The organism is Streptomyces sp. NPDC059169 (assembly GCF_042755225.1).
In the GTDB taxonomy this organism is placed as follows: domain Bacteria; phylum Actinomycetota; class Actinomycetes; order Streptomycetales; family Streptomycetaceae; genus Streptomyces.
Genome location: NZ_JBHZCF010000007.1, coordinates 178172 through 204219, shown reverse-complemented (window position 1 = coordinate 204219; position 26048 = coordinate 178172). Strand labels below are relative to the sequence as shown.

Annotated in this window: 21 protein-coding genes; 8 read left to right on the top strand and 13 right to left on the bottom strand. The window is 71.3% G+C overall.

The features are described 5' to 3' along the window. Nucleotides 1-2: 2 nt before the first annotated feature. A complete protein-coding gene (locus tag ACFXOM_RS15690) occupies nt 3-1634 on the bottom strand; it encodes a protein kinase (protein WP_384929384.1) in 1632 nt (543 codons plus the stop codon). A 310-nt stretch (nt 1635-1944) separates the two neighbouring features. Between ACFXOM_RS15690 and ACFXOM_RS15685 the strand changes: the two genes are divergently transcribed. The 6 genes from ACFXOM_RS15685 to ACFXOM_RS15660 all read left to right on the top strand — a co-directional run bounded on the left by ACFXOM_RS15685 (nt 1945) and on the right by ACFXOM_RS15660 (nt 9787). Beyond that, a complete protein-coding gene (locus ACFXOM_RS15685) occupies nt 1945-3576 on the top strand; it encodes a protein kinase (RefSeq protein WP_384929386.1) in 1632 nt (543 codons plus the stop codon). Nucleotides 3577-3822: 246 nt separating this feature from the next. Next, a complete protein-coding gene (locus ACFXOM_RS15680; RefSeq protein WP_384929389.1) occupies nt 3823-4710 on the top strand; it encodes a hypothetical protein in 888 nt (295 codons plus the stop codon). Between the two features lie 127 nt (nt 4711-4837). Further along, nucleotides 4838-5452: a PadR family transcriptional regulator gene (locus ACFXOM_RS15675; RefSeq protein WP_384929391.1), complete on the top strand. Its 615-nt coding sequence runs from the start codon at nt 4838-4840 to the stop codon at nt 5450-5452. An 81-nt stretch (nt 5453-5533) separates the two neighbouring features. Continuing rightward, entirely contained in the window at nt 5534-6292 is a 759-nt protein-coding gene (locus ACFXOM_RS15670; protein ID WP_385038157.1) for an ABC transporter ATP-binding protein, read from the top strand. Beyond that, nucleotides 6289-9150: an ABC transporter permease gene (locus ACFXOM_RS15665; RefSeq protein ID WP_384929396.1), complete on the top strand. Its 2862-nt coding sequence runs from the start codon at nt 6289-6291 to the stop codon at nt 9148-9150. Before ACFXOM_RS15670 ends, ACFXOM_RS15665 begins: the two co-directional genes overlap by 4 nt. A 100-nt stretch (nt 9151-9250) precedes the next feature. Further along, on the top strand, nt 9251-9787 hold the full coding sequence (locus tag ACFXOM_RS15660) for a bacterial proteasome activator family protein (protein ID WP_384929399.1): 537 nt from the start codon (nt 9251-9253) through the stop codon (nt 9785-9787). Nucleotides 9788-10242: 455 nt separating this feature from the next. On the opposite strand, the gene ACFXOM_RS15655 is transcribed toward ACFXOM_RS15660, so the two are convergent. The 7 genes from ACFXOM_RS15655 to pdhA form a co-directional block, all read right to left on the bottom strand. Then, entirely contained in the window at nt 10243-11232 is a 990-nt protein-coding gene (locus ACFXOM_RS15655) for an NAD(P)H-quinone oxidoreductase (RefSeq protein ID WP_384929402.1), read from the bottom strand. A 23-nt stretch (nt 11233-11255) separates the two neighbouring features. Further along, nucleotides 11256-12311: a potassium channel family protein gene (locus ACFXOM_RS15650; protein WP_384929684.1), complete on the bottom strand. Its 1056-nt coding sequence runs from the start codon at nt 12309-12311 to the stop codon at nt 11256-11258. A gap of 20 nt (nt 12312-12331) precedes the next feature. Further along, a complete protein-coding gene (locus tag ACFXOM_RS15645) occupies nt 12332-13792 on the bottom strand; it encodes a molybdopterin molybdotransferase MoeA (RefSeq protein WP_385038154.1) in 1461 nt (486 codons plus the stop codon). Then, nucleotides 13789-14709, bottom strand: a complete 921-nt coding sequence (locus ACFXOM_RS15640) for an NTP transferase domain-containing protein (protein ID WP_384929407.1) — start codon at nt 14707-14709, stop codon at nt 13789-13791. The genes ACFXOM_RS15645 and ACFXOM_RS15640 overlap by 4 nt, the downstream gene beginning before the upstream one ends. A 99-nt stretch (nt 14710-14808) precedes the next feature. Then, a complete protein-coding gene (locus ACFXOM_RS15635; protein WP_385038151.1) occupies nt 14809-16302 on the bottom strand; it encodes a dihydrolipoamide acetyltransferase family protein in 1494 nt (497 codons plus the stop codon). Next, nucleotides 16302-17315 carry an alpha-ketoacid dehydrogenase subunit beta gene (locus tag ACFXOM_RS15630; protein WP_384929412.1) on the bottom strand — a complete coding sequence of 338 codons (1014 nt, stop codon included), beginning with the start codon at nt 17313-17315 and terminating at the stop codon, nt 16302-16304. Before ACFXOM_RS15630 ends, ACFXOM_RS15635 begins: the two co-directional genes overlap by 1 nt. Beyond that, nucleotides 17312-18472: a pyruvate dehydrogenase (acetyl-transferring) E1 component subunit alpha gene (gene pdhA / locus ACFXOM_RS15625; protein ID WP_384929686.1), complete on the bottom strand. Its 1161-nt coding sequence runs from the start codon at nt 18470-18472 to the stop codon at nt 17312-17314. The genes ACFXOM_RS15630 and pdhA overlap by 4 nt, the downstream gene beginning before the upstream one ends. Nucleotides 18473-18686: 214 nt before the next feature. Between pdhA and ACFXOM_RS15620 the strand changes: the two genes are divergently transcribed. Next, nucleotides 18687-19196: an Lrp/AsnC family transcriptional regulator gene (locus tag ACFXOM_RS15620; protein WP_384929689.1), complete on the top strand. Its 510-nt coding sequence runs from the start codon at nt 18687-18689 to the stop codon at nt 19194-19196. 14 nt (nt 19197-19210) lie between these two features. Here ACFXOM_RS15620 and ACFXOM_RS15615 read toward each other — a convergent pair whose 3' ends face one another. Beyond that, a complete protein-coding gene (locus ACFXOM_RS15615; protein ID WP_384944040.1) occupies nt 19211-19804 on the bottom strand; it encodes a TetR/AcrR family transcriptional regulator in 594 nt (197 codons plus the stop codon). Continuing rightward, nucleotides 19801-21372 (bottom strand): 3-hydroxyacyl-CoA dehydrogenase, encoded by a 1572-nt coding sequence (locus ACFXOM_RS15610; RefSeq protein ID WP_384929417.1) that lies wholly within the window; start codon nt 21370-21372, stop codon nt 19801-19803. Before ACFXOM_RS15610 ends, ACFXOM_RS15615 begins: the two co-directional genes overlap by 4 nt. 124 nt (nt 21373-21496) lie before the next feature. On the opposite strand from ACFXOM_RS15610, the gene paaN reads away from it, so the two are divergent. Further along, nucleotides 21497-23158 carry a phenylacetic acid degradation protein PaaN gene (gene paaN, locus ACFXOM_RS15605; protein ID WP_384929419.1) on the top strand — a complete coding sequence of 554 codons (1662 nt, stop codon included), beginning with the start codon at nt 21497-21499 and terminating at the stop codon, nt 23156-23158. Between the two features lie 223 nt (nt 23159-23381). Here the strand turns inward: paaN and ACFXOM_RS15600 are convergent, their stop codons facing one another. From ACFXOM_RS15600 to ACFXOM_RS15590, 3 genes are read right to left on the bottom strand one after another with little or no spacing between them, the layout of a single operon-like run. Then, the gene (locus ACFXOM_RS15600; RefSeq protein WP_384929422.1) at nt 23382-24044 is read right to left on the bottom strand and encodes a TrmH family RNA methyltransferase; all 663 of its coding nucleotides are present in this window, start codon (nt 24042-24044) and stop codon (nt 23382-23384) included. Next, nucleotides 24041-25222, bottom strand: coding sequence for an HTTM domain-containing protein (locus ACFXOM_RS15595; protein WP_385038149.1), 1182 nt, complete (start codon nt 25220-25222; stop codon nt 24041-24043). Before ACFXOM_RS15595 ends, ACFXOM_RS15600 begins: the two co-directional genes overlap by 4 nt. After that, nucleotides 25219-26025 (bottom strand): DUF5819 family protein, encoded by an 807-nt coding sequence (locus tag ACFXOM_RS15590; protein ID WP_384929692.1) that lies wholly within the window; start codon nt 26023-26025, stop codon nt 25219-25221. Before ACFXOM_RS15590 ends, ACFXOM_RS15595 begins: the two co-directional genes overlap by 4 nt. Between the last annotated feature and the right edge of the window lie 23 nt (nt 26026-26048).

The window sequence follows — 26048 nt, the reverse complement described above, 5'->3', positions numbered from 1 at the left end:
GCCTACGGGGTGGTGCCACCGTTCACGGCGCCGACGTCGGTGCCGGTACCCGTGCTGGTGCCGCCGTTGTCCGTACCCGTGCTGGTGCCGCCGTTGTCCGTACCCGCGTTCGTGCCGCCGTTGTCCGTACCCGCGTTCGTGCCGCCGTTGTCCGTACCCGCGTTCGTGCCGCCGTTCTCGGTGCCCTTGCTCGTGCCCTCGGTCGTGCCATCGGTGGTCCCGTCGGTCGCGGACGGGCTCCAGGACGGCTCGTCGCTCGGGCTCTCCGGCGCGGACGGCGTGCGGTGGCGCGGCCTCTCCGACGGCGGCCAGTTCCCCTGGTTGCCGCCCGAGGACGTGTCGGGCTCCTCGCTCTCCTCGCTCGGCGTCTCCGACGGCGTGTCCGAAGTCTGCGGCGTGGAGGGCGTGTTCGTGACCTTGTTGTCGTTCTTGGGCTGCGCGCCGCCGGTGTTGGCACGGTCCAGCGCGAAGACCACGCCGGCCGTGATCGCGACGATGGCGAGCACGACGAACAGCAGCACCTTGCCGCGACCGCCGCCCTTGCCGTTTCCGTTGCCCCCGTGGAAGCCCCCGTCATCGGGGTTCTGCGGCGGCAGGATGGGGCCCATCGAGGTCTCGCCCTGCGGCGCGTGGCCGATCACGGTCGTCGCACCGAGACCCATGGCCGCGGTGTGGCCACCCTCGTGCATCTCGACCGGGCCCGTGTTCCACGTACCGGTGTGGCTCCCCGCCTGCTGGAGCATCTGCAGCCCGTACTGCAACAGGCCGCGCATCTCCTCGGCGCTCTGGAACCGGTCGTCCGGGTCCTTGGCGAGCGCCCGCATGGCCAGTCCGTCCAACTCCGGCGGAGCCACATCCGAGACTTCGGACGGCGGCACCGGCATGTCCTGGACGTGCTGGTAGACCACGGACAGCGGAGTCTCGCCGGTGAACGGCGGCCGCAGCGCGAGCAGTTCGTACAGCAGACAGCCCGTCGCGTACAGGTCGGAGCGGTGGTCGACCGCCTTGCCGAGGGCCTGTTCCGGCGAGAGGTACTGCGGGGTGCCCATGACCATGCCGGTCTGGGTCATCGTTGTCGACGCGCCGTGCAGCGCGCGGGCGATGCCGAAGTCCATCACCTTCACCGCGCCGCTGTTGGTGATGATGACGTTGGCGGGCTTGATGTCGCGGTGCACGATGCCGTGCTGGTGCGAGTACGCGAGGGCCTCGAGGACGCCGGACACGATGATGAGTGCCTGCTCGGGCGGCGGCGCCTCGGCGTTGATGAGCAGATCGCGAATGGTGCGGCCCTCGACCAACTCCATCACGATGTACGGCACGGACTGGCCGTTCACCACGTCCTCGCCGGAGTCGTACACCGCGACGATGGCGTGGTGGTTGAGTCCGGCGACCGACTGGGCCTCCCGCGTGAAGCGGGCCTTGGCGACGGGGTCCTCCGCGAGGTCGGCCCGCAGCAGCTTCACGGCGACGGTCCGACCGAGCCGCACGTCCTCCGCTGCGAACACCTCGGCCATACCGCCCCGGCCGAGACGATGGGTCAGGCGGTAGCGGCCGTCGCCGACGAGTCCGCCCACACCAAAGGAGTCCGCAGCATCCGACACTCCGCCGCCACTTGCTTCGGGTTCGGGTGCCATCAGTCCTCGCCGTCGTTTCTTACCGGGCCGCGCGCGGTGCGCGAGCGGCGTCCCTCGTGTGCTCTGCCACGTCACGCTACAGGCTTATTGTGGCGCTCCGGTTCGAGATGGACCGGCCATCAAACCCGTCGCCGCTACACCGATGCAAATTCCGTTCGGTTCCTGTAACGCTTGCGAGACTCTTCTTGTGCGTAGGGTCACGGAACGGGCACCCGGCTTGACGTGTCGAAGCCCTGGGGCAGACTGGGCCCGTAATCCGGATCACTGTGGCCACCGCACGACGGCGGGCGCCTTGGGGGGAAGCACAGCCATGAGCCAGGACGGCGCACGCAGTGGCCGCTACGCAGGTGGCGCGGTAGCGGGCGGCCGCTACCAGCTCCGCGACCTGCTCGGCGAAGGCGGCATGGCTTCGGTGTACCTGGCATACGACAGCGCGCTGGACCGCCAGGTCGCCATCAAGACGCTACACACGGAGCTCGGCAGGGAGCAGTCCTTCCGAGAGCGGTTCCGGCGCGAGGCGCAGGCTGTGGCCAAACTCTCGCACACGAACATCGTGTCCGTCTTCGACACCGGCGAAGACGAGCTCGACGGCGCGCTGATGCCGTACATCGTCATGGAGTACGTCGAGGGCCAGCCGCTCGGCTCCGTGTTGCAGGCCGACATCCAGCGCCACGGGGCAATGCCGGCGGACAAGGCGCTGAAGGTGACCGCCGACGTCCTGGCGGCCCTGGAGACGAGCCACGAAATGGGCCTGGTCCACCGGGACATCAAGCCGGGCAACGTGATGATGACCAAGCGCGGCGTCGTGAAGGTCATGGACTTCGGCATCGCCCGCGCCATGCAGTCGGGCGTCACCTCCATGACGCAGACCGGCATGGTCGTCGGTACCCCGCAGTACCTCTCGCCCGAGCAGGCCCTGGGACGCGGCGTCGACGCCCGCTCCGACCTGTACTCGGTCGGCATCATGCTCTTCCAGCTGCTCACCGGCCGGCTGCCGTTCGACGCCGACTCGCCGCTCGCCATCGCCTACGCGCACGTCCAGGAGGAACCGGTCGCCCCGTCCTCCATCAACCGCTCGGTGACCCCGGCGATGGACGCGCTGGTGGCACGGGCACTGAAGAAGAACCCCAACGAGCGCTTCCCGAGCGCGGCCACGATGCGCGACGCATGCATGCGGGTCGCGAGTGCGGGACAGACGGGCACCCCGGTCATCGTGCAGGGCGCCCCGGTGAACAGTGGTTCCGGCGTGGGGTCCGCGGTCTTCCCACCGGTCGACCAGACGGCCCCGGCACCGGCGCCGCACAGCGTGCAGCAGCCCTACCAGCCCGGTCCCTACGGAACACCGGCGACGGGCGCCGTGCACCCGCCGACACCACAGCCGCAGGCCTACGGCTACCCGCAGCAGGGACCGGCCCCCACGTACCCGGCCCCGGGGTACCAGACGCCGGCGACGGCGCCGGCCCCGTACGGCATGCCGCACCAGCACGCACCGGTCGTGTCCTCCTCGGGCCGACAGCGCAGCCGCCGGGGATACGTCCTCTGGTCCGTCGCAGCAGTGGTGGTGACCGCCGGGCTGATCGCCGCGCTGGCCCAGCTGGGCGGCGGCGACGAGGCCGGCGGCACGTCCGGGCCGAGCGCGTCGGCGGTCGCCGACCACAAGGGGCCGGACCTGAGCAAGACGATCGAGGAGGAGAAGTGCACTTCTCCGCAGGAGGGCCAGGACCCGGAAAAGATCGTCGTGCCGAACCTCGTCTACAAGAACATCACCTCGGTCAAGGAGTGCCTCCAGGCCGCTGGCTGGACCCTCCAGACGGAACGCCCGGTGGACGAGGCCGTCTACGGCGAGGGCACGGTCATGACCCAGTACCCCGTGCCGGGGACGGAGGCGTCGGCGGACGACCTCAAGTTCACCCTGGAGGTTTCCACGGGAGACCCGGAGTAGGTTCCGGATACCCGTCGCGCTGGCCTTCCGCTCCGCCTGCGGGGGCGTGCGCCCCGAGGGGCAACGGTCCCGGGCACGCCGCCGGGACCGGGAGCCCGAGGACAGGCCCCGACCGTCTCCACGTTCCGCGGGAACCCGTCGGTCGCCCGGGCGGGCTACCGCCTTACCGCCCGAGATGCCGCCCGCGCCCCCGCATGTGACGCTGAGTCCGATATCTCCGTGACCGGCTCGGGAGGGGGTCACCCCGTGGCTCCGAAGCTCCGTACGCACGGCGTGCTCGCCGTCGCCGCCCTTGTGCTGGTCGCGCCGTCGGGCACCGCCCACGCGTACGACGACCTCCCCGCCACACAGAACGCCGGGGACCACCGAACACGCGACGGCACACGGAGCGGCGCGCCCGCCGGCAGGTCCGACGGCCCATCCGACGACCGAGCAGACGGCGGCGAGGACGGCGGCGGCCACGACCGCGGGCACGAGGACGGTTCCGGGGTGGTCGGCGGCACGTTCGTCGGCCACCGCGGCGGTCCGAGGCGCTACGTCGGCACCGCCCCGTCCGGGATTCCTTCCGGGCCCGAGCGGCCCGAGGCGGACGATCCACGGCTGGACGCCCTGCGCCGACACGACGACCGGGGGCGCGGCGGCACCTCGCTGGACGCCTACCGGGACGGCGCCAGGACGTGGCCCTGGGTCTGGGACGGCCGGGAGAGCGCGGCGAAGCCGGCAACGAAGCCGACGCCCTCCGCCCCACCCTCGCTGGCGGGGCGCCAGGCGGGCGAGGGACGTACCCGACCGGGGCGGACGGCCGCGCCGCCCCCCAGCACACCGGAGCAGGACCCGGAACACGATCTCCGCCGGGACGGCGACCCGGATCTGGCGTCGGATCCCGCGTCCGCGTCCGGTTCTGCGACACCGGACGACGACGCGGGCGAGACGGATTCCGCCCTCCGCCCCGGCACTTCGCCCCCCGCGGCACTTTCCGCCGTCCCCAGCGCGCAAACTGCCGAAGGCCGGGGCGGAGCCCGGTCGGTCGCCGCGCCGCTGGAACGCCAGGGGCCCGTGCTGACGCTCGGTGCCGGCTGTGCCCTGATGGGGCTCGGACTGGGATACATGGGGCTACGACTCCGTCGCCGTTGAGGCACTCGGTAAGGGCCCAGGGACTCCACGTCCCCCTGCCGTCCCGGTGGGTCCTCCCTCAGACCGACCCCCCGGGTCCCCCTCAGGATGGTTGCCGCCATCGACATACTCGGTATACATACTGAGTATGTCGATCCGCCACGGTCTCCTCGCACTCCTCGAACGCGGCCCGCGTTACGGGTCCCAGCTCCGCACGGAGTTCGAGTCCCGCACGGGGGCCACCTGGCCGCTGAACGTCGGCCAGGTCTACACGACGCTCGGCCGGCTGGAGCGCGACGGCATGGTGGTGCAGGACGGCGAGGACGGGGCCGGGCACGCGCTGTACGTCATCACCGACGCAGGACGTCAAGAGCTCGAGGCCTGGTTCGCGCGGCCCGTGGACCGGACCAGCCCGGCCCGCGACGAACTGGCCATCAAGCTCGCCATGGCGGTCGGCACACCGACGGTCGACATCCGCAACGTCATCCAGTCCCAGCGCCACCACACCGTGAAGGCGATGCAGGACTACACCCGACTCAAGGCGCAGGCCATGGAGGCGGGTCCCGTCGACCGGGACGAGGTCGCCTGGCTGCTCGTACTGGAACAGCTGATCTTCCAGACCGAGGCGGAGGCCCGCTGGCTCGACCACTGCGAGGCCCGACTCATCCGGCTCTCCGCGGCAGCAACCGCGCAACCGAAACCGGCTCCGGCTCCGGAGCGGGCTCCGGCAACGGTCCACGGCCTCCGGGGGCGGCGGCGCTGAGCCCAGGCTCACAGCCCGCCCCGTCCCACCTCTCACATCCGCTCACGTACGCGTCCCACGTACGCCCTAGGGGGACCCTTCATGTCCGACGATTCCCACCAGCCCCGTCAGCCACAACGCCCCGTCCTACAACTCCAGAACCTCACCCGCGTCCACGGCAACGGTGCCACCGAAGTGCACGCGCTACGCGGAGTCGACCTCGACGTGTTCCCCGGCGAACTGGTCGCCGTCATGGGCCCGTCCGGCTCCGGCAAGTCCACCCTTCTGACCATCGCCGGCGGACTGGACACCCCGACCTCCGGCAGGGTGATCGTCGAGAACACGGACATCACCGTCGCGGACCGCAAGAAGCTCGCCGCCCTGCGGCGCCGCAGCATCGGCTACGTCTTCCAGGACTACAACCTCATTCCCGCCCTGACCGCCGCCGAGAACATCGCCCTGCCGCGCGAACTCGACGGAGTCTCCGCCCGCAAGGCCCGCGTCGAGGCGGTCACCGCACTCGACGAGATGGGGCTCGGCCACCTCGCCGACCGCTTCCCCGACGAGATGTCCGGCGGTCAGCAGCAGCGTGTGGCGATCGCCCGCGCCCTCGTCGGCGACCGTCGACTCGTCCTCGCCGACGAGCCGACCGGCGCCCTGGACTCCGAGACCGGTGAGTCCGTCCTCGCGCTGTTGCGCGCCCGCTGTGACGCGGGTGCCGCCGGGATCCTCGTGACGCACGAACCGCGCTTCGCGGCCTGGGCAGACCGAGTGGTGTTCTTGCGCGACGGTGCCGTCGTCGACCAGACCCTGCGCTCCGGAGCGGACTCCCTCCTGAGCGGGCAGGCGGCCGAACGGTGAGGAACCGGTACCACTCCTGGCGTGCCGCGGTCCGCATAGCCCGCCGCGACGCCGTCCGTGCCAAGGGACGCAGCTCCCTCGTCCTCGCCATGATCGCCCTGCCGATCCTCGGGGTGAGCGCCGCCGACCTGACCCTGCGCAGTGCCGAGCTCTCCACCGAGCAGAAGGTGGAGCGCAAGCTCGGCGCTGCGGACGCCATGGTCTCCGACGCGCTGAGCGGTGGGGCGCCCGTCTACCAGAGCCCCGACGGCGTCAACTCCGTTCCCGTGGGGAACTTCGAGCAGGCGCCGTGGCCCGAAGGCTCCACGGACGTGCGGAAGGCACTGCCGCCCGGCGCGAGGGTTCTGGAAGACTCGACCGGTTCCGGCAAGCTGCGGACCACGCACGGGCTGCTGAACACCGAGATCCGCGAGCTCAAGGCGGCGGACCCGATGACCACGGGCCTCATGACCCTGGTCAACGGCCGGTTCCCCCGAGCCGCCGACGAGGTAGCCGCGACCACGCACTTCCTGGAGGCGAGCGGACTGCGCCTGGGCTCGAAACTCACGGCGCGCGGGCTCGCCCGGCAGTACACGATCACCGGTTCCTACGAACTCCCCGACTCTCTGGCGGCCGATCAGGTCAACGCCCTCCCCGGAGCGCTGCTCTCCCCGCTCGACGAGGCGCTGGCCGCCGAGCGGCTGGCAGGCACCGGGAAGACCACCCACTACCTCGTGGCCGTTCCGGACGGTTTCACGTGGAACATGGTGAAGCAGGCGAACACCAAGGGCGTGACGGTCATCTCGCGGGCCGTCCGGCTCGACCCGCCGGCCGACGCCGATGTGCCGCTCTACCAGCAGGAGGACTGGAACAACTCCTACGGCGACAGCACCGCGGCCAAGGCCGCCGCCCTCACCGCGGCGGGTACCGTCGTCGGACTCGCCATGCTGGAGATCTGCCTGCTCGCCGGACCCGCCTTCGCCGTGGGTGCCCGACGCTCCCGCCGGCAGCTCGGCCTGGTCGGCGCCAACGGCGGTGAACGCCGTCACGTCCGCGCCGTGGTCCTGGCCGGCGGACTGGTGATCGGCTTCGCGGCCGCCGTGGTGGGCACGAGCCTCGGCCTCATCCTCACCTTGGCGCTCCGGCCGGTGCTCGAGGAGTACCTGGGCGCCCGCTTCGGGAGCTTCGACGTCCGACCGCTGGAGCTGCTCGGCATCGGGCTGCTCGCCGTGGTGACCGGTCTGATGTCTGCGATCGTGCCCGCGGTGACCGCCTCGCGACAGACCGTCCTGGCCTCGCTCACCGGTCGTCGGGGCGTCCGGCGCAGCAGCAGGGTTCTACCACTGGTCGGGCTGGTCGCCGTGGGCCTCGGCACAGCGATCGCGCTCTACGGGTCCGCCTACTCCGACCAGTTCATCATCGTCGCCGGCGGGAGCGCCCTCGCCGAACTGGGCGTCGTGGCCATGACGCCCGCACTGGTCGGCCTCTTCGGCAGGACCGGCCGCTGGCTGCCGCTCTCGCCGCGCCTCGCGCTGCGCGACGCGGTGCGCAACCGCGGGCGCACGGCACCGGCCGTGGCCGCGGTCCTGGCCGCCGTCGCCGGCACGGTCGCCGTGGCCACCTACACCGCGAGCGGAGAAAGCCAGGGCAAGGCCGAGTACGAGGCGCGCCTGCCGTACGGCGCGGTCTCCTTGACGATGGAGGAGGCCGGCGGCCGGGACGTCCCGCAGGCCCGCGCGGCCGTGCAGAAGTACTTCCCGGTGGACGTGCGCGCCGATGTGGACCGCGTCGCCGTCGGCAACCTCAACTGCGGGATGTACGACGGTGGAAGAAACGGCTGCGGCCGGTACGAGGTCGTCGTGCCCAAGGCCAACCAGTGCCCCCTGTGGGCGGCGAACGGTGGCGCGGACCCGGCGGAGAGGTTCAGCACGGCGCAGCGCCGCGCGCTCGCCAAGGACTGGCGCTGCGTGGACCGCAAGGGCGGCATCAACCCCACGGAGGGCGGAGTGGTCGTCGGTGACGAAAAGCTGCTGAAGGTCCTGGCGGTCGACGACCCGACGGCGGCGAAGGCGCTGGCCGACGGCAAGGTCGTCTCGTTCGACCGGCGCAACGTCGACGGCCGCGGCTCGATCGGCATCCGCTTGATCACCGACACCGAGGCGGCCGACAGGGCGGCCGAGCAGGGCAAGGACGCCCCCGGTCCGGTGAAGGTCTTCCCCGCCCACCAGCTCGCCGAGGACGCAGAGGGCTACGGGGTGTCGATGATCATTCCGCCTGCCGCGGTGAAGGCCTCGGGGATCACCACGGTCCCGCTGGGGGCGTACTTCACGACGGACCGGTTCCCCGGTACCGAGCAGCGCCAGCAGCTCGACGAGGAGCTCGGCAGGACGGGCAGCGCGTTCGGACTCCACCTGGAAGAGGGCTACACCAGCAAGAACGGCATCGTGCTCCTGGCACTGACCATCTTCGCCGGCCTCGTCACCATCGGCGCGGCCGGAATCGCCACCGGGCTCGCCCAGGCCGATGCCGAAGCCGACCTCAAGACACTGGCCGCCGTGGGCGCCCCACCACGGGTGCGCCGCACGCTGAGCGGTTTCCAGTGCGGTGTGGTGGCCGCGATGGGCGTGGTTCTCGGTTCCGCGACGGGCGTCCTGCCTGCGATCGGACTCCGGCTGACCGAGCAGCGCCAACAGACGAAGTGGTACGAGGAGGCACTCGACCAGGGCTACGGGGGCATCGGGGGCGCACCGCACGTCCCGATCGTCATTCCCTGGGAGACGCTGGCCGGGCTGCTCATCGTGGTCCCGATCGGTGCCGCCCTCCTCGCGGCCCTGGTGACCCGGTCCCGCGGTGCCCTCGCCCGCCGAGAAGCGACCTGAGCCGGTCGTATAGGGGAACCTGAGCCCTCGTACCAGGGTGGATCACCCCGGTACGGGGGCACACCGTCTGGTGAACCACTTGTGCGAGAGAATGGACGGCATGGAGATGCCGAGGAGTGAACGGTCGCAGGAGAGCCCCCACGTCCTCGTCCTGGGGCAGGACGGAATGGCGCTCGGCGGCGGTCAAGGTGACGACGAGTCGCGCGAGGTCCCGGTGACGGAGATGGTCGAACAGCCCGCCAAGGTCATGCGCATCGGCAGCATGATCAAGCAGCTGCTTGAAGAAGTGCGGGCAGCTCCTCTCGACGAGGCGAGCCGGGTCAGGCTCAAGGAGATCCACGCGGGTTCGGTGAAGGAGCTCGAGGACGGTCTCGCACCCGAACTGGTGGAGGAACTGGAGCGGCTGTCGCTGCCGTTCACCGACGAAGCGATCCCTTCGGAAGCGGAGCTCCGCATCGCGCAGGCCCAGCTCGTCGGCTGGCTGGAGGGCCTTTTCCACGGCATCCAGACGGCGCTCTTCGCCCAGCAGATGGCGGCCCGAGCCCAGCTGGAGCAGATGCGCCGCGCGCTCCCCCCGGGTGCGCCGACCGACGAGGACACCCCGCACGGTCCGGTTCGCTCGGGCCCCTACCTGTAATCCGCACACAGCACGCGCACCGATGTGCCACGGGCCCCGTTCCCTGCCGGAACGGGGCCCGTGGCCGCTCTCGCCCACCGCGCGGGCCACGTGGGCGGTACGAACGAGGCTCCGCAGCCGGCTGCCGGCGCTCGAGCGGCTCTGCGGCCCGGCGCGCTCGCCGGCGCCCGTGAAACGCCCCGGCCGCCGCGGGAACCCAGGGGACAGGGACCACGGGAGTCCGCGGTACCGTCCCTCGGATTCCCCGGCGCAAGGATCGACACTGCCCGCGCCGGCCCGGCCGCGTCACCTGACCGGCTGCTTTTCAGAACGTCGCTGCCCACGGGCTGCTCGACCGGTGGTGCCTGACGACCGGCCACCGGCCACGGGTCGGCCGCGACGTCCACGGCACGGTCCGCTGCGCGCCCTGACTCCCTCGGGCCCTGCGGGGGGCGCAGGGCCTGCAACGGTCGTCCTCAGGCGGCTGCCGGCGTCGTCAGCACCACCTTGCCCACGTGGCTGCCCGAGTCGAGGGCGCGGTGTCCCTCGGCGGCGTCCTGCATCGGCAGGAGGCGATCCACCACCGGGCGCACCGTCCCCGCGGCGATCAACGGCCACACGTGCTCACGGACCGCGGCCACGATGGCGGCCTTCTCGTTGAGCGGGCGTGCCCGAAGTGAGGTGGCCGTGACCGCCGCGCGCTTCCCCAGCAGCGCACCCAGATTGAGCTCGCCCTTCACGCCGCCCTGCAGCCCGATGACCGCGAGACGGCCGTTCACGGCCAGGGCCCGTACGTTCCGGTCCAGGTACTTCGCACCGATGATGTCGAGGATGACGTCCGCTCCGGCACCGTCCGTCGCCTTCCGCAGTTCCTCGACGAAGTCCTGCTCTCGGTAGTCGATCAGAATGTCCGCACCCAGCTCGGCGCAGCGAGCCAGCTTCTCCGGACCTCCCGCAGTGACCGCCACCCGGGCGCCCACGGCCTTCGCCAACTGGATCGCCATGGTGCCGATTCCGCTCGCCCCGCCGTGCACCAGGAGCGTCTCGCCGGGGCGCAGATGCGCCACCATGAAGACGTTCGACCAGACCGTACAGGTCACCTCTGGAAGCGCCGCCGCGGTGACCAGGTCCACGCCGTCCGGGAGCGGCAGCAACTGGCCGATCGGCACGATCGCCTTCTCCGCGTAGCCACCGCCGGACAGCAGGGCGCAGACCTGGTCGCCCACGTTCCACCCGGGTACTGCGGATCCGAGTTCCACGATCCGTCCCGAACATTCCAGCCCGGGGTACGGGGGCGCCCCGGGCGGCGGGTCGTAGAAGCCCTGCCGCTGCAGCACGTCCGCGCGGTTCACGGCACTCGCGGACACCTCGACGAGGACTTCCCCCTCGCCGGGAACGGGATCGGGCACCTCCGCCCAGACCAGCGCCTCGGGACCACCGGGTTCGGGAATCGTGATCGCATGCATGGCCGCGAGGCTACTCCGGGCGGCTAATCCGTGCCGGGCACCGGCAGACCGTTCCTCGCGCGGACGATGGTGATGAGCCGGTCCGTCAGCTGCAGCGGGCTGGCCTCGGGCGCGTCGTAGGCGATCAGCCGGTGCCCGCGCAGCACGTTCACCACCAGGTCGTCGGTCTCCCGCACGCTCTTTCCGACCTCGCTCTTGGTCACCGGCCGCTCGATGATGTCGAGTCCGCTGCCCTGCTGGATCAGGTCTTCCATCACCGTGCCGGCGTGCGGGCTGAGCACGGACAGTCCGAGCAGGCGGCCGGCGGCGCTGGCACTGGTGATCACCGCGTCTGCCCCGGACTGGCGCAGCAGCGGTGCGTTCTCCTCCTCGCGCACGGCGGCGACGATCTTCGCCCCGCGATTGAGCTGCCGTGCCGTGAGCGCCACCAGCACGGCGGTGTCGTCACGCTGCGTCGCGATCACGATCTGCCGGGCCTTCTGCAGCTCGGCCCTGAGCAGGACGTCACTACGGGTCGCGTCACCGACCACACCAGCGAGGCCGTCCGCGTTCGCCGCCTCGATGACCTTCGAGCTCGGATCGACGACGACGACCTGCTCCTTCTTCAGCCCTGTGGCCCGAAGGGTCTGGAGCGCCGAACGCCCCTTCGTGCCGAAGCCGATGATGACGGTGTGATCACGCAAAGTGGACCTCCAACGGTTCAGCCGCCACTCGTCCCGGGTCCGTTCGGTGAGGACTTCGAGGGTGGTGCCGACCAGGATGATCAGGAAGAGCACGCGCAGCGGCGTCACCAGCAGCACATTGACCAGCCGGGCGCTGTCGCTGTGCGGGACGATGTCGCCGTAACCCGTGGTGGAGAGGGTGACGGTCGCGTAGTAGACCGAGTCGAGCAGGTCGACCTTGCCGTCAGCGTTGTCGTGGTAGCCACCGCGGTCGAGCCACACGATGAACACGGTCAGCACGAGCACGAACAACGCCATCAGCAGCCGCTTGGCGACCTGGCGCAGGGGTCGGTCGAGAGGACGCCGAGGCATCTGCACCGGTGCGGCGATCAGCTGCTCCTCGGCCTGCCGGGCCATGGCGTCATGGCCGGGAAGTTTCACGTGAAACACCCTTCGAAGGTCGGCAACCAGGGGAGGTCGAGGACCTCCAGCTGATCTCCGGCACGTGCCCCGCCGGGTGGTACGACGGCCAGACCGTGGGCCGCCGCCACGCCCCGCAGCATGGCCGGGCCGCTGTAGTGCAGCGGTACGAGCCTCTCACCGCGGTACACCACGGGCACCAACCGGGTGTCGTAGGGATGCCCCTGCACCTCGTCCCTCAAGGACGCGCGGCAGAGGGACGGGGTTGACCGCCCCGATCGCTCGCGCAGCAAGGGCTCGGCAAGCGTGAGCAACCCGGAGACCGCCGCGAGCGGGTTGCCCGGCAGTCCGACGAGGTGACGTCCGGGCGCGAGCTCCGCCAACAGCATCGGGTGCCCGGGGCGTACGGCGACCCCGTCGACGAGCAACTCCGCGCCCGCCTTGTGGAGCATCGGGCGGACGTGGTCGACGGGTCCCGCTGCCGTACCGCCGGTGGTGACGACCACGTCGGCGCGGGACCCCGTCACGGCCCGGTGGAGGGCCTCGGCGTCATCACCGATCCGCTGGGTCGCCACGACGTCGGCGCCCAGCGCAGCGAGCCAGGGGCCGATCATCGGGCCGAGCGCATCGCGGATGCGGCCGGTGCGCGGCAGTCCCTCGGAAAGCAGTTCGTCTCCCAGCACGAAGACTTCGACGCGCGGACGGAGAACCGTGGGTAGTTCGTCGTAGCCGGCGGCGGCGGCGAGCCCCAGGACAGCAGGGGTCACCGGCGTTCCGTACGCAAGGAGTTGGTCGCCGGAGCGGCACTCCTGGCCGCGCGGTCTGATGTCCTGGCCATGGGTCACCTGGCGCTGTGCGTGGAGTTGACCGTTGGCGTCCGTGCGGGAGTGTTCGCTGCGGATCACTGCGGTCGCACCCGGCGGAACACGGGCGCCGGTCGCGATCCGCACCGCGGCACCATCGGCGAGCGGCTCCGGCTCACCGTGTCCGGCGAGGATGCCGCCGCCGCGGGTGTCGACGGTCCAGGGGCCGGGCCCTGCGACCGCCCAGCCGTCCATGGCCGACGTGTCGAAGGACGGGAGGTCACTGAGGGCGAGGAGCGGCTCGGCGAGCACCCGCCCGAGCGCCACGTCCAGGGGCTGACGACCGGTGGCGAGCGGCGTGGTCCGGGCGGCCCGTGCGGCGAGGGCGCGTGCCTCCGCCCAGGAGGTGGCGGCGTGCCGCGGCCCGCTCTGGCCGGACGGCGTACGGCTTCCGTGACGCGGGCCCGACGGCCCGGGGGATCGCCGGCCGACCAGTGCGAGGACGTCCTCGAACCCGTCATCGGAGGACGCCCGGGAGGTCGAGCCAGCGGAGGGCGAGTCCGGGGAGGGCGATGGCGTGGAGTCCGGGCCGTCTCCCGAACGGCCCGCGGGCTCCTGCGCGCCACCGTGCCGAGGAGCGGCCGCACCCTCCAGTCCGTGGTCCTGGGCAGTCATCGGCTACCGGCCCCGTCAGCGCCCGGGCCCGTCTCCGCAGGCCCACCGGAACCCTCCGACCCGTCGGTGGCTCCGGCTGACTCGGCGGCCCAACGGGCCGCCAACGCCGAGGCTTTACGGGCAGCCTCCGCCACCGCCTCCGCACCGTCACCGCCTGCCCGTGCCGCCGCGTACCCGACCAGGAAGGTGGTGAGCGGTGCCGCGGGCCTGGCCACGCCGTGCGCGGCGTCCCGGGCGAGATCGAGCAGCACATGGGTGTCGACGTCGAGCTCGATTCCGAGCTCCTCCTTGACCGCGGTGATCCATTCATCCAGCACGTTCCCATGCTCCCTGATACGCGCACGGGCTGCCGCGATGTCCTCCCAGGTGTCGCAGTCGAAGGAGGCGAGCGCTCCGGCGTGGATCCGGCCGAGGTCGAGCTCCTCGGTCAGCAACCGGAGCGGAAGTCCCGAGAGGGTGCCGTGCTCGGTGGCGATGAGGGCGAGCTCGCGGCGCAGTGGCTCGGCCCGGTAGGCCGCGACGAGCGGCTGGTCCCGGCCGTGCCCGTCGGTGGCCAGCACGGCTTCCCGGCTGCCGGCCGCCAGTGCGTCGAGCAGTTGCCGGGCCGTCGTCTCGCCGAGGAACGGGAGATCGGCGGAGAGCACGAGGACGGTGGAGGCGCGGGCCCTCCGTAGACCGGCTTCGAGCGCGGCGAGCGGCCCGCCGCCCGGCGGGTCCTCGCGCACCCACTGCACGGGACGGATCGTGGGCCGTCTGCCGCCCACCACGACGGTCTGCCCGGCGCCCCGGCAGGCGGTGAGCACCCTGTCGAGCAGCGACCTGCCGCCGACGCTCACCCCGGGCTTGTCGGCACCACCGAGGCGCTTGGCAGCCCCACCGGCCAGCACGATCGCGTCGAATTCCTCATCCGCAGTCACCCCTGAAGTATGGGCCGTGGCCCACACACGCCGGACCACGGCCGCGGTCCGCGGGTGCCCGAGGGGCGCGGCGGACCGCGCGAGCCCGTACCCGCGTGGCTACAGGGTGCGCAGCAGCACCGCCGGCTGCTCCACGCAGTCGGCCACGTACCGCAGGAACCCGCCCGCCGTACCCCCGTCGCACACTCGGTGGTCGAAGGTGAGCGAGAGCTGCACCACCTGCCGTACGGCCAGCTCACCCTCGTGTACCCACGGCTTCGGGATGATCCGGCCGACGCCGAGCATCGCTGCCTCCGGATGGTTGATGATCGGCGTGGAGCCGTCGACCCCGAACACCCCGTAGTTGTTCAGGGTGAACGTGCCCCCGGTGAGGTCCGTCGGGGTGAGAACCCCCTGGCGGGCCTTCTCGGTGAGCCGCGTGAACTCCTCGGTCAGTGACTCGGCCGTGCGGCCGTGGGCGTCCCTGACCACGGGGACGACGAGCCCCCGCTCCGTCTGGGCCGCGAAGCCGAGGTGTACCGCGGGCAGCCGCACGATCTCCCGCGCTTCCAGGTCCACCTGGGCGTTCAGCTCGGGGTAGCGGGCGAGCGCGGCCGTACAGATCCGCGCCAGCAGTGCCAGGAGCGAGATCTTCGGCCCTCCCGCCGCGTTCATCGCCCTGCGCGCGGCCATCAGCTCGGTCGCGTCGGCATCGACCCAGCAGGTCGCATCCGGAATCTCGCGGCGGCTGCGGGACAGTTTCTCCGCTACGGCTCCACGCACCCCTCGCAGTGGGATCCGCTCCCCGCCCGTGAGGGTGGGCGCGGTGGTGGGCGCAGCGGCGGAAGCGGGGGCGGCCTGCCGGACGGCCGTGTGCTGCGTCCGAGTCTCACCCGCGATGCCCTGTACGGCATATTCGACGTCGGCTCGCAGAATCAACCCGTCCGGGCCCGAACCCTTCAGTTCCCGCAGGTCGACCCCGTGTTGTCGGGCCAGCCGCCGCACCAACGGGGAGATGACAGCGACCGGCCCCTCGGAGGCATGTGGCGCGACGTAGGGGGGGTCCAGTGCGGCCACCCCGCGCGGAGCGTCCGGCGCCGGGCTCTCCACCGCGCTGTCCCAGATCGGCTCGCCCACGGTGGCCCCGTCCGACGACGTCGACACCTCGGCGGGATCCACGGCCGCCTCACCCGGTGCAGGATCCGAAGCCCCGTTCGCAGCGCCCGCAGGACTCGCGCCCGACGAGCCGCCTGACAGGGCCGACGGCCTGATCCGGCGGCGACGCGCCGCCGGGGCACCAGTCCCGTAGCCCACGAGCACGTTGCCGGAGGTCTCGTCCTCCGAGGTGGACGTCGAGGGCTCCTCGTCCACCCCGACCGCCACGGTGAGCAGCGGTGCGCCCACGGGCAGCTCCGTCCCCTCCTCGCCGAAGCGCGCGGTCACCACGCCCGCGTAGGGGCAGGGCACCTCGACCATCGCCTTGGCCGTCTCGACCTCGACGACGGGCTGGTCGATCGTCACGACGTCGCCCACGGCGACCAGCCAGCGGACGATCTCCGCCTCGGTCAGGCCCTCGCCGAGGTCAGGCAGCTTGAATTCGAGCACCTGGGCCATCAGCTCTCCGCCTCCCACTGCAGCCGGGCCACGGCGTCCAGCACCCGGTCCACACCCGGCAGGTGGTGGCGCTCCAGCATCGGCGGTGGATAGGGAATGTCGAATCCGGCCACCCGCAGCACCGGGGCCTCAAGGTGGTGGAAACAGCGTTCCGTGACTCGGGCGGCGATCTCCCCGCCCGGTCCGCCGAAGCCGGTCGATTCGTGGACGACGACCGCCCTGCCGGTGCGGCGCACGGATGCGCACACCGTCTCGTCGTCGAAGGGCACCAGCGAGCGCAGATCCACCACCTCCAGGTCCCAGCCCTCGGCCTGGGCCGCCTCGGCGGCCTCCATGCAGACCGGCAGGGACGGGCCGTATGTGATGAGTGTGGCGCTGCGGCCGCGGCGGCGCACCACTGCGCGCCCTATGGGCTCCACCGGCGCCGGGGTCTCCGGCGACCAGTCGGACTTCGACCAGTACAGCCGCTTCGGCTCGAGGAAGACCACCGGATCATCGGAAGCGATGGCTTGCCGCAACAGTCCGTACGCGTCCTCCACGGTCGCCGGCGTGACGACGTGGAGCCCGGGAGTCGCCATGTAGTACGCCTCGGACGAGTCGCTGTGGTGCTCGACGCCGCCGATCCCGCCGCCGTACGGCACGCGCACGGTGAGGGGCATCGGCATCGTGCCCCGGGTACGGTTCCGCATCCGGGCGACGTGGCTGATCAGTTGCTCGAACGCAGGGTAGGCGAAGGCATCGAACTGCATCTCGACGACGGGACGCAGCCCGTACATGGCCATGCCCACGGCCGTGCCGAGGATGCCCGCCTCGGCGAGGGGCGTGTCCGTGCAGCGGTCCTCGCCGAATTCCTTCGCGAGCCCGTCGGTGACGCGGAAGACTCCGCCGAGCGTACCGACGTCCTCCCCCATGACGTGGACGGACCGGTCCTCGGCCATCGCATCACGCATCGCGCGCTGCAGGGCCTGCGCCATCGTGGCCGGCTTGGCCTGCCTGGCGGTTGCCGTGCTCATCGTGCGTCATCCTCCGGGCTTTCGGCGCACCGCGCGCCCTCGGCGTCCAGCTCGGCGCGCAACTGCGCAGCCTGCTCGCGCAGTTGAGTGGTCTGCTCGGCGTAGACGTGGGCGAACAGGTCCATAGGATCGAGCACCGGATCCGCGTTCATCCGCCCCCTCAGCTCCGCGGCCATCGCCTCCGCGGCCTCCCGGGCCGACCGCACGGCGTCCTCGTCGAGCAGCCCCAGGCCGGTCAGCTCCTGCTCCAGCAGCCGGATCGGGTCGTGCTCCCGCCATGCCTCGACCTCGCCGTCGCCCCGGTAGCGGGTGGCGTCGTCGGCGTTGGTGTGCGCGTCGATGCGGTACGTGATGGCTTCGACGAGGGTCGGCCCGCCGCCGCGCCGCGCCCTCGCCACGGCCTCGGTCAGCACCTCGTGCACCGCCGCGGCATCGTTGCCGTCGACGAGGCGGCCGGGCATTCCGTATCCGACCGCCTTGTGCGCGAGGGAGGGCGCGGCGGTCTGCTTGGCCAGCGGCACTGAGATCGCGAAGCCGTTGTTCTGCACGAGGAAGACGACCGGTGCCTGCCACACGGCGGCGAAATTCAGCGCCTCGTGGAAATCGCCCTCGCTGGTGCCGCCGTCGCCGACCATGGCGAGCGCGACGACGTCGTCACCCTTCAGCCGGGCGGCGTGGGCCAAGCCCACGGCGTGCGGGAGCTGGGTGGCGAGCGGCGTGCACAGGGGCGCCACGCGGTGCTCGCGCGGGTCGTACCCGGTGTGCCAGTCGCCACGCAGCAGCGTCAGCGCCTGGACGGGATCGAGACCACGGGCCACCGCCGCAAGGGTGTCCCGGTAGCTGGGGAAGAGCCAGTCGCGCTCCTCCAAGGCGAGTGCGGCAGCGACCTCACACGCTTCCTGGCCGGTGCTCGACGGGTAGACGGCAAGCCGGCCCTGCTTGGTGAGCGCCGTGGCCTGCGCGTTGTACCTGCGGCCTCGGACGAGCTCCGCGTAGAGCCGAAGCAGCAGCTCGGGGTCGGCCCCGGCCGCGGCGTCGGTGCCGAGGACCCGGTACGGCTCCGGGTCGGGAAGCAGCGGCGCAGGGTCGGTGCGCGGCTTCCAGGCGGGCGGCGGGGTGGGCCGGTAGGCCGCGCCCGGCCGCTCCTGGACCGTCATGCTGCTCTTCTTCAACGCGAGCACCTCCTCGTGGGAGCGGGCATAAGGACCCATGAAGGGCGCTGAGTGTGAGGCGCCTCACCTACCGATTGTTCGGTCGTGGGCGCATTTTGGCTACAGGCACCTCCAGCCTGTGGACAAACGGTCCGCCACGGCTTGGGATGGGAACAGGTCGTCCACGGCAGAGAGGCGGGGGGACGTGACAGCTGAACAAATGGCCGACGGGGAGGAGCGCGCCGTCTACGAAGTCGTGCCCGCAGCCGACCAGCGGACCCCGCTCCGGGCCCTGGACGCGATCGACCGCGACATCCTGAGGATCCTCCAGACGGACGGTCGCGCTTCGATACGCTCCGTGGCCGAGCGGGTACACGTCTCGCGCGCCAATGCGTACGCCCGCATCAACCGCCTCATCGACGACGGGGTGATCCGCGGCTTCAGCGCGCGCGTGGACCACGAGCGCGCCGGGCACGGTGCGTCCGCCTACATCACCCTGAAGATCGTGCAGAACTCCTGGCGGACCGTGCGCGAGCAGCTCCAGGCGCTGCCGGGAGCGGCGCACATCGCGCTGGTCAGCGGGGACTTCGACGTTCTGCTGCTGGTCCACACCCCGGACAACCGCACCCTGCGGGAGCTCGTCCTGACGAAGATCCAGTCGATCCCCGAGGTGCTCTCCACCCGCACCCTGCTGGTCTTCGAGGAGACCGACCTGGACCCGACCCGCTGACCGCCCGCGGCGGGTCAGCCGTCGGAACGGAGCCCGTCGAAAGCCAACCGCACGACCGCTTCCGCGACCTGCTCCCGGTCGTAGCCCGTGCCCGCCTGCGGCCGGTACCACTCCACGAGGGAGTTCACCATGCCGAAGAGCAGCCGGGTCGCCAGCCGGGTGTCCAGGTCCGCACGGAGATCGCCTTCAGCCGCGGCGGCTTTGAGCAGGTCGGCAACGCGGTGGTCGAACTCACGGCGCCGTTCCATCGCCCAGCGCTCGGTCCTGGTGTTCCCGCGGACCCGGAGCAGCAGCGTGACGTAGGGCAGCTCGGCCATCAGCACCTCGACGGTGCGGCGCGTCACGTACTCCACCCGCTCGATGGCCCGTCCTCGCGACGCCCCCGGCTCGTCGAGGATCCCGAAGAGCCCGTCGAGGGCACGGCTCACCGCGCGGCGCAGCAGCTCCTCCTTGCCCGCCACGTGGTGGTATATCGACGATTTCGAGATCCCGGCGGCCTTGGAGAGGTGTTCCATGGAGGTGCCGTCGTACCCGCGCTCGTTGAAGACGCGGACGGCGACGGACAGCAGCGTCTCCGGGGTGTAGGTGTCCCTCTTGGCGGTCGTCATCGGCTGTCCCCGCTCTCTTGGTGCTCTTCGTACCCGCGCCTGATCGTCCCGGGAGCCGGTGCGTAACGACCGGTGGGGTAGCGCTCGTGCAACTCGGCCAGGAGCTCGCGGATCCGCCGGAATCCCACCGCAGCACCCCATTCGAGCGGACCCGCGGGGTAGTTCACACCGAGCCGCATCGCCGTGTCGACGTCCTCGGCCGAGGCGACTCCCCGGTCGACCGCGTCCGCGGCGAGGTCCACGAGCATCGCGACCGTCCGGGCGACGATCATTCCCGGTACGTCCCCGATCACGGACACCCTTTTGCCGGCCGCCTGGAAGAGCCCGACCGCCTCCTCGAGGACCGCCGGTGGCGTCCCGGCCGCGGTGGAGAGGGCGATGCGAGGGGCCCGGACGTAGTCGAGCGCCAGATCGAAGGAGATGGTGGCGTGCTCGCCGGACTCGAAGGAATGACGTCCGTCGGCCGGGCGCAACTGCCCTCCGCCGGGCAGGTCGATGCGGCCGCCGATCACGTCGTCGGAGCCGCCGTCGGCGCGCGTGACCTTGACGCCCGCCGCCTCGAAGAGCTCCAGCAGCGGTTCGGCGGGGCCCAGGTCACCGCGAGCGACGATCGCCTCGGGAGCCGGTGCATGGGGCGCGGTGTGGGGCTCGGGCGCCTGCTCCCCTTCTCCGTACGCGTACCATCCGCGCCCCGACTTGCGGCCGTGGCGGCCCGACTCGACCAGTCGGCGCTGGGCGAGGGACGGGACGAACTTCGGGTGCTGGAAGAACGACTCCCAGACGGAGCGGGTGACGGCCTCGTTGACGTCCTGGCCGATCAGGTCGGTCAGCTCGAAGGCGCCCATCTTGAAACCGCCGCACTCGCGCAGGACCGCGTCGATGGTGGCGGGGTCCGCACCGCGCTCCTCGTAGACGGCGAAGGCCTCCGCGTAGAAGGGTCGGGCGAGGCGGTTGACGATGAAGCCGGGGGTGTCCGTGCAGCGTACGGGAGTCTTGCCCCAGGCCTTGGCCGTCGCGTACGCGAGAGCCGCGACCTCCTCGTCGGTGGCGAAACCGCTGACCACCTCGACCAGGGGGAGCAGCGGCGCCGGGTTGAAGAAGTGCAGTCCGACGAAGCGGCCCGGACGGCGCAGGGCCCCGGCGATGGCGGTCACGGAGAGGGAGGAGGTGTTCGTCGCGAGGACGCAGTCGTCGGCGACGACCTCCTCGATCGCCGCGAAGAGCTCCTGCTTGACGGGGAGCCGCTCGACGACTGCCTCGACGACGAGCGCGCTGTCGGCGAGGTCCGCGAGTGAGGTGGACTGCTCCAGCCGTAGGGCGGCGGCGCTGCGGGCGTCCTCGGTCAACCGCCCCTTTTCGGTCAACCTCTCCAGGCGGGCGAGGATCGCGCCGACGCCTGCGTGAGCCTGCTCGGCGACGACGTCGTAGAGACGCACGCGGTGACCGGCGAGCAGCGCCACCTGCGCGATCCCCTGGCCCATGGTCCCGGCGCCCACGACGGCGACCACGCGGTCCGGGGCGATGGCGCCGGTACCGCTGGTGCCCGTGGTGGCATCGGTGACGGTCATGACTGTGATCCTCCCCTACGGGTTATCCACAGGATCTGCGGACCCCCTTGTCCCGACCGATCGTTCGGTTACTCTAACTCTGTCCGCGTACCCCTGCCCAGCTCATCGAGGAGTTGGTCTTTCCATGCAGCTGTCCGAGACCCACCGGCCGACGCTCGACCAGGCCCTCGAAGCGATCCGCTCGCGGGCGTACTGGTCTCCGCACCCCGAGCACCCGAAGGCATACGGCGAGAACGGCGCGGCCGACGGCCTCGCGGCGTACCAGGCCCTGCTCGGCAAGCGTTTCGAGCTCGACCAGCCCGGCACCGACGACTGGACTGGCGGCGAAGTGTCGCCTTACGGACCGGAGTTGGGCGTCGAGTACCCCCACCCCGACATCGACGTGCTGCTGCCCGCGATGCGCGCGGGCATGGCGGCCTGGCGCGATGCGGGTCCGGAGACCCGCGCGCTGGTCTGCATCGAGATCCTTTCCCGTATCAGCGCGCGCACCCACGAATTCGCGCACGCCGTCATGCACACGAGCGGCCAGGCGTTCATGATGGCGTTCCAGGCGGGCGGCCCGCACGCGCAGGACCGGGGCCTGGAGGCGGTGGCCTACGCCTACGAGGAGCAGACGCGCACACCGAGGTCGGTCGACTGGTCCAAGCCCCAGGGCAAGCGGGATCCCCTGGAGCTGCGCAAGGCCTTCACCGCCGCCCCCCGCGGTATCTCCCTGCTGATCGGCTGCAACACCTTCCCGACGTGGAACGGGTTCCCCGGTTTGTTCGCCTCCCTGGCCACCGGCAACCCGGTGCTGGTCAAGCCGCACCCGAGGGCCGTACTCCCACTGGCGCTGACGGTTCGCATCGCCCGCGAGGTGCTGGCCGAAGCGGGCTTCGATGCGAACCTGGTGGCGCTGGCCGCCGAGCGTCCCGGCGAGGGCATCGCCAAGACGCTCGCCCTGCGCCCCGAGATCAAGATCATCGACTACACGGGCTCCACTGCCTTCGGCGATTGGCTGGAGGAGAACGCCCGCCAGGCGCAGGTCTACACCGAGAAGGCCGGCGTCAACACGGTGGTGGTCGACTCCACTGACGACTACAAGGGCATGCTGTCCAACCTGGCCTTCTCGCTGTCCCTGTACAGCGGTCAGATGTGCACCACCCCGCAGAACCTGCTGATCCCGCGTGACGGCATCACCACGGACGGCGGTCAGAAGTCCTACGACGAGGTGGTCGCCGACATCGCGGCCGCGGTGGGCGGTCTCCTCGGCGATGACGCCAGGGCGAACGCGCTGCTGGGCGCGCTGGTCAACCCCGATGTGAAGGAACGGCTCGACGCGGCAGCCGGTCTGGGCGAGGTGGCCCTGGCCTCGCGCGAGGTCGTCAACCCCGAATTCCCGGGCGCGGTGGTCCGCACGCCGGTGATCGTGAAGTTGGACGGGGCCAAGCCCGACGACGAGGCCGCTTACCTGTCCGAGTGCTTCGGCCCGGTGTCGTTCGCCGTCGCCGTCGACTCGACGTCCGACGCGGTGGAGCTGCTGCGCCGCACGGTGCGCGACAAGGGCGCCATGACCGTTGGCGCCTACACCACCTCGGCTGACGTCGAGCGGGCGGTCGAGGACGTCTGCCTGGAGGAGTCAGCGCAGCTCTCGCTGAACCTCACGGGCGGCGTCTACGTGAACCAGACGGCGGCCTTCTCCGATTTCCACGGCTCCGGCGGCAACCCTGCGGCGAACGCGGCACTGTGCGACGGCGCCTTCGTGTCGAACCGCTTCCGCGTGGTGGAAGTGCGCCGCCAGGCCTGACGACGCACACCACACGACGGGTGCCCGGCCCGTGCCCTGCCCGGTCGGGCGGGCAGGGCACCCGTCCGGGGCGGATTCGCGAGCCCGTCAGGCAACCCGTACGTCCGGTACCCGGAGGACGGGGCCTCGGCAGCCAGTGGGGCCGCCCGCGGCCGGTCGTGCACCCGTGTTTCCGCCGCCCAGCGCGCCGCTCCGTCCGTCCGCGCTGGGCAGGCGCGCGCGGTCAGTTCGCGCCGTCGGCAATCTCCGCGTGGCGCTGGATCCAGGCGTGCATCGCGATGGCAGCGGCGGCACCGGCGTTGATGGAGCGGGTCGAGCCGAACTGGGCGATCGAGCACACCATCGTGACGTGTCTGCGCGCCTCTTCCGTCAGCCCCGGCCCCTCCTGCCCGAAGAGCAGGACGCAGCGTCGGGGCAGTTCGGTCCGCTCCAGCGGAACCGCGCCCGGCAGGTTGTCGATCCCGATGACCGGCAGGTCCTCGGCCGCGGCCCAGGAGGTCAGCGATTCCGTGTCCGGGTGGTGCCGCACATGCTGGTACCGGTCCGTGACCATCGCCCCGCGCCGGTTCCAGCGGCGCCGCCCCACGATGTGGACCTCCTTGGCGAGGAACGCGTTGGCCGTCCGCACCACGGAACCGATGTTGAAGTCGTGGCCCCAGTTCTCCACCGCCACGTGGAAGTCATGGCGCCGGGTGTCCAGATCGGCGACGATCGCCTCACGCGTCCAGTAGCGGTACCGGTCGACGACGTTGCGCCGGTCCCCCTCGGCCAGCAGGTCGGGGTCGTACGGTCCGCCTTCGGGCCAGGGGAGCGCATGCGGCCCCACGCCGACTTCGGTCCCGTAGCCGTCGTCGTACTGGAGGGGTTCCTGGGTCTCGGTGCTCACCCGACGAGAGTACGTGCGGGCTGCTCCTCGGGGGTACCGCGCTGCCCGGGGACCTCGGCGGAGCGGTCGACGAAGCGCCCCCACGTCCGTGTGGCCCAGCCGCCGACCCGCTTGAGGAACGAGGTCGGCAGGAAGACCGCGTCCGCTGCGATCATCGCCATCGAGAAGAACGGCAGACCGAGCAGCACGGCGATGCCGGCGTGCTCCAGCATCATGGCCACCAGCAGGACGTTCTTGACCTTCCGGTTGAACAGCGTGAACGGGAACGCCACCTGCACCACGACCGTGCCGTAGGTCAGCAGCATCACGATGATGCCGCTGCTCGCGAGCAGGCCGGAAAGCGCGGGCCAGGGCGTGAAGTAGTCGAGCTTGAGCGGGTAGTACAGGGCGCTGCCGTCCTGCCAGCGCGATCCCTGGATCTTGTACCAGCCGGCCGTGGCGTAGATCAGGCAGACCTCGGCCATGATCACGACGAGCGTGGCGTTGTGCACGAGGTTCGCCAGGACGTCGAACAGCGTGCGCAGCTCGCTGCCCGGGGCGCGGCGTTCCACCGCCCACCAGACGCCTTGGGAGACCCACAGTCCCCACAGCAGGGGGAGGATCCACCACGCACCCGTGCCGCTGCCCATGACAGTCCCCGCGAGCAGGAGCGCGCCGAGCACCGACCACAGCACGGGTCCGGTTGCGTCCCTTGCCTTGTCGCGCGCCGCACGCCTGGCGTCCAGCGACCACACCCGACCGCAGCGTATGAAGACCAGGTAGACCGCCATCAGGTGGACCACGTTGTCGCCGCCATCGCCCATGAAGATCGACCGGTTCTGCAGCGACAGGACGCCGATCATGAACACGACCGACATCGCCCGGGTGCGCCAGCCGGCCAGCAGCAGGGCACTGGAGAGGACGGCGACGGCGTAGACGCCCTCGAACCACAGTGTGCTGTCGGACACCATCAGAGCGGAGAAGGCGTGGTTGTCGGCGGTGAGCTGCTGGGCCATGTCCCAGGACCAGGGGCCGTCGGGACCGTAGAGCTCCCGCCGGTTGGGGATCTCACGCAGCAGGAAGAGCAGCCAGGTCGCGGAGAAGCCGATCCGGACGATTGCGCTCTGGTAGGGGCCGAGGGCGGTCGACGTCACCCGCTGTATGGCCGCGGCCAGCTTGTGCTGGGGGCTGTCGGTCACCGGACCGCCTCCGTCCCGTGAGCGCCGACCGCGCCGCTCTCCCGCGCCTGGGGGAGGTCCGCGGCCGTCACGGTCCACCAGGGGAGGACGCGGTAGAAGGGCCGGGTGTCTATCCGCTCGTCGCTCCACGCCGGCGCCGCGACGGAGCGGGTGGCGGAGCGGAGCTGGATGCGCTCGACGTCTCCGCCGAGGTCCCGGCCGTCCAGCCGCAGCATCACGATCCGACGGACGTAGCGTTCCGAGAGCTGGCCACGCAGACCGTTCGGCTTGTTGTCGTCGGTGTGCGAGTTCGTGTAGAAGTCCCAGCCGCGCCGCAGCTCGTTCTGGTGGACGTGGCTGGGGAGCAGGCTGCCGCGGATCGCCTCGCCGTCTTCGGCGGACAAGTCGATCCAGGGAGTGGTCCTGCGGTTGCCGTCACTGGCCGTGACCTCGGCTCTCGCCTGAACCGCGATGTTCTGCTGGAGCGGATTCGGAGCGAAGAGCTTCCAGTTCTGCTCGAACTCGGGGTAGATCCATGCGTCGACGGCCTTGCCGTACTGCTTGCTCACCGTGTTGGCCGGCGCGACGTGCAGGAAGACCATGCCGAGGTGGGCGCAGCCGAGGACACCGACGAGGGCGAGCGCGACCGCGGCCACCACCTGGTAGGGCATGGACAGGCCGACGATGCCGCCACCGACGACCGAAGGGCCGGTCCGGGCGGCCCCATCCGGCTCGTCCGCCCCGCCCTTTTCACGTATGTCGCCCGACCCGGCGGCCATGGCCTCATCGGCGCGTGCTGCACCGTCGTCGCCGTACGAGTCCATCCCGCCCCGATCCCGTTCGTCCA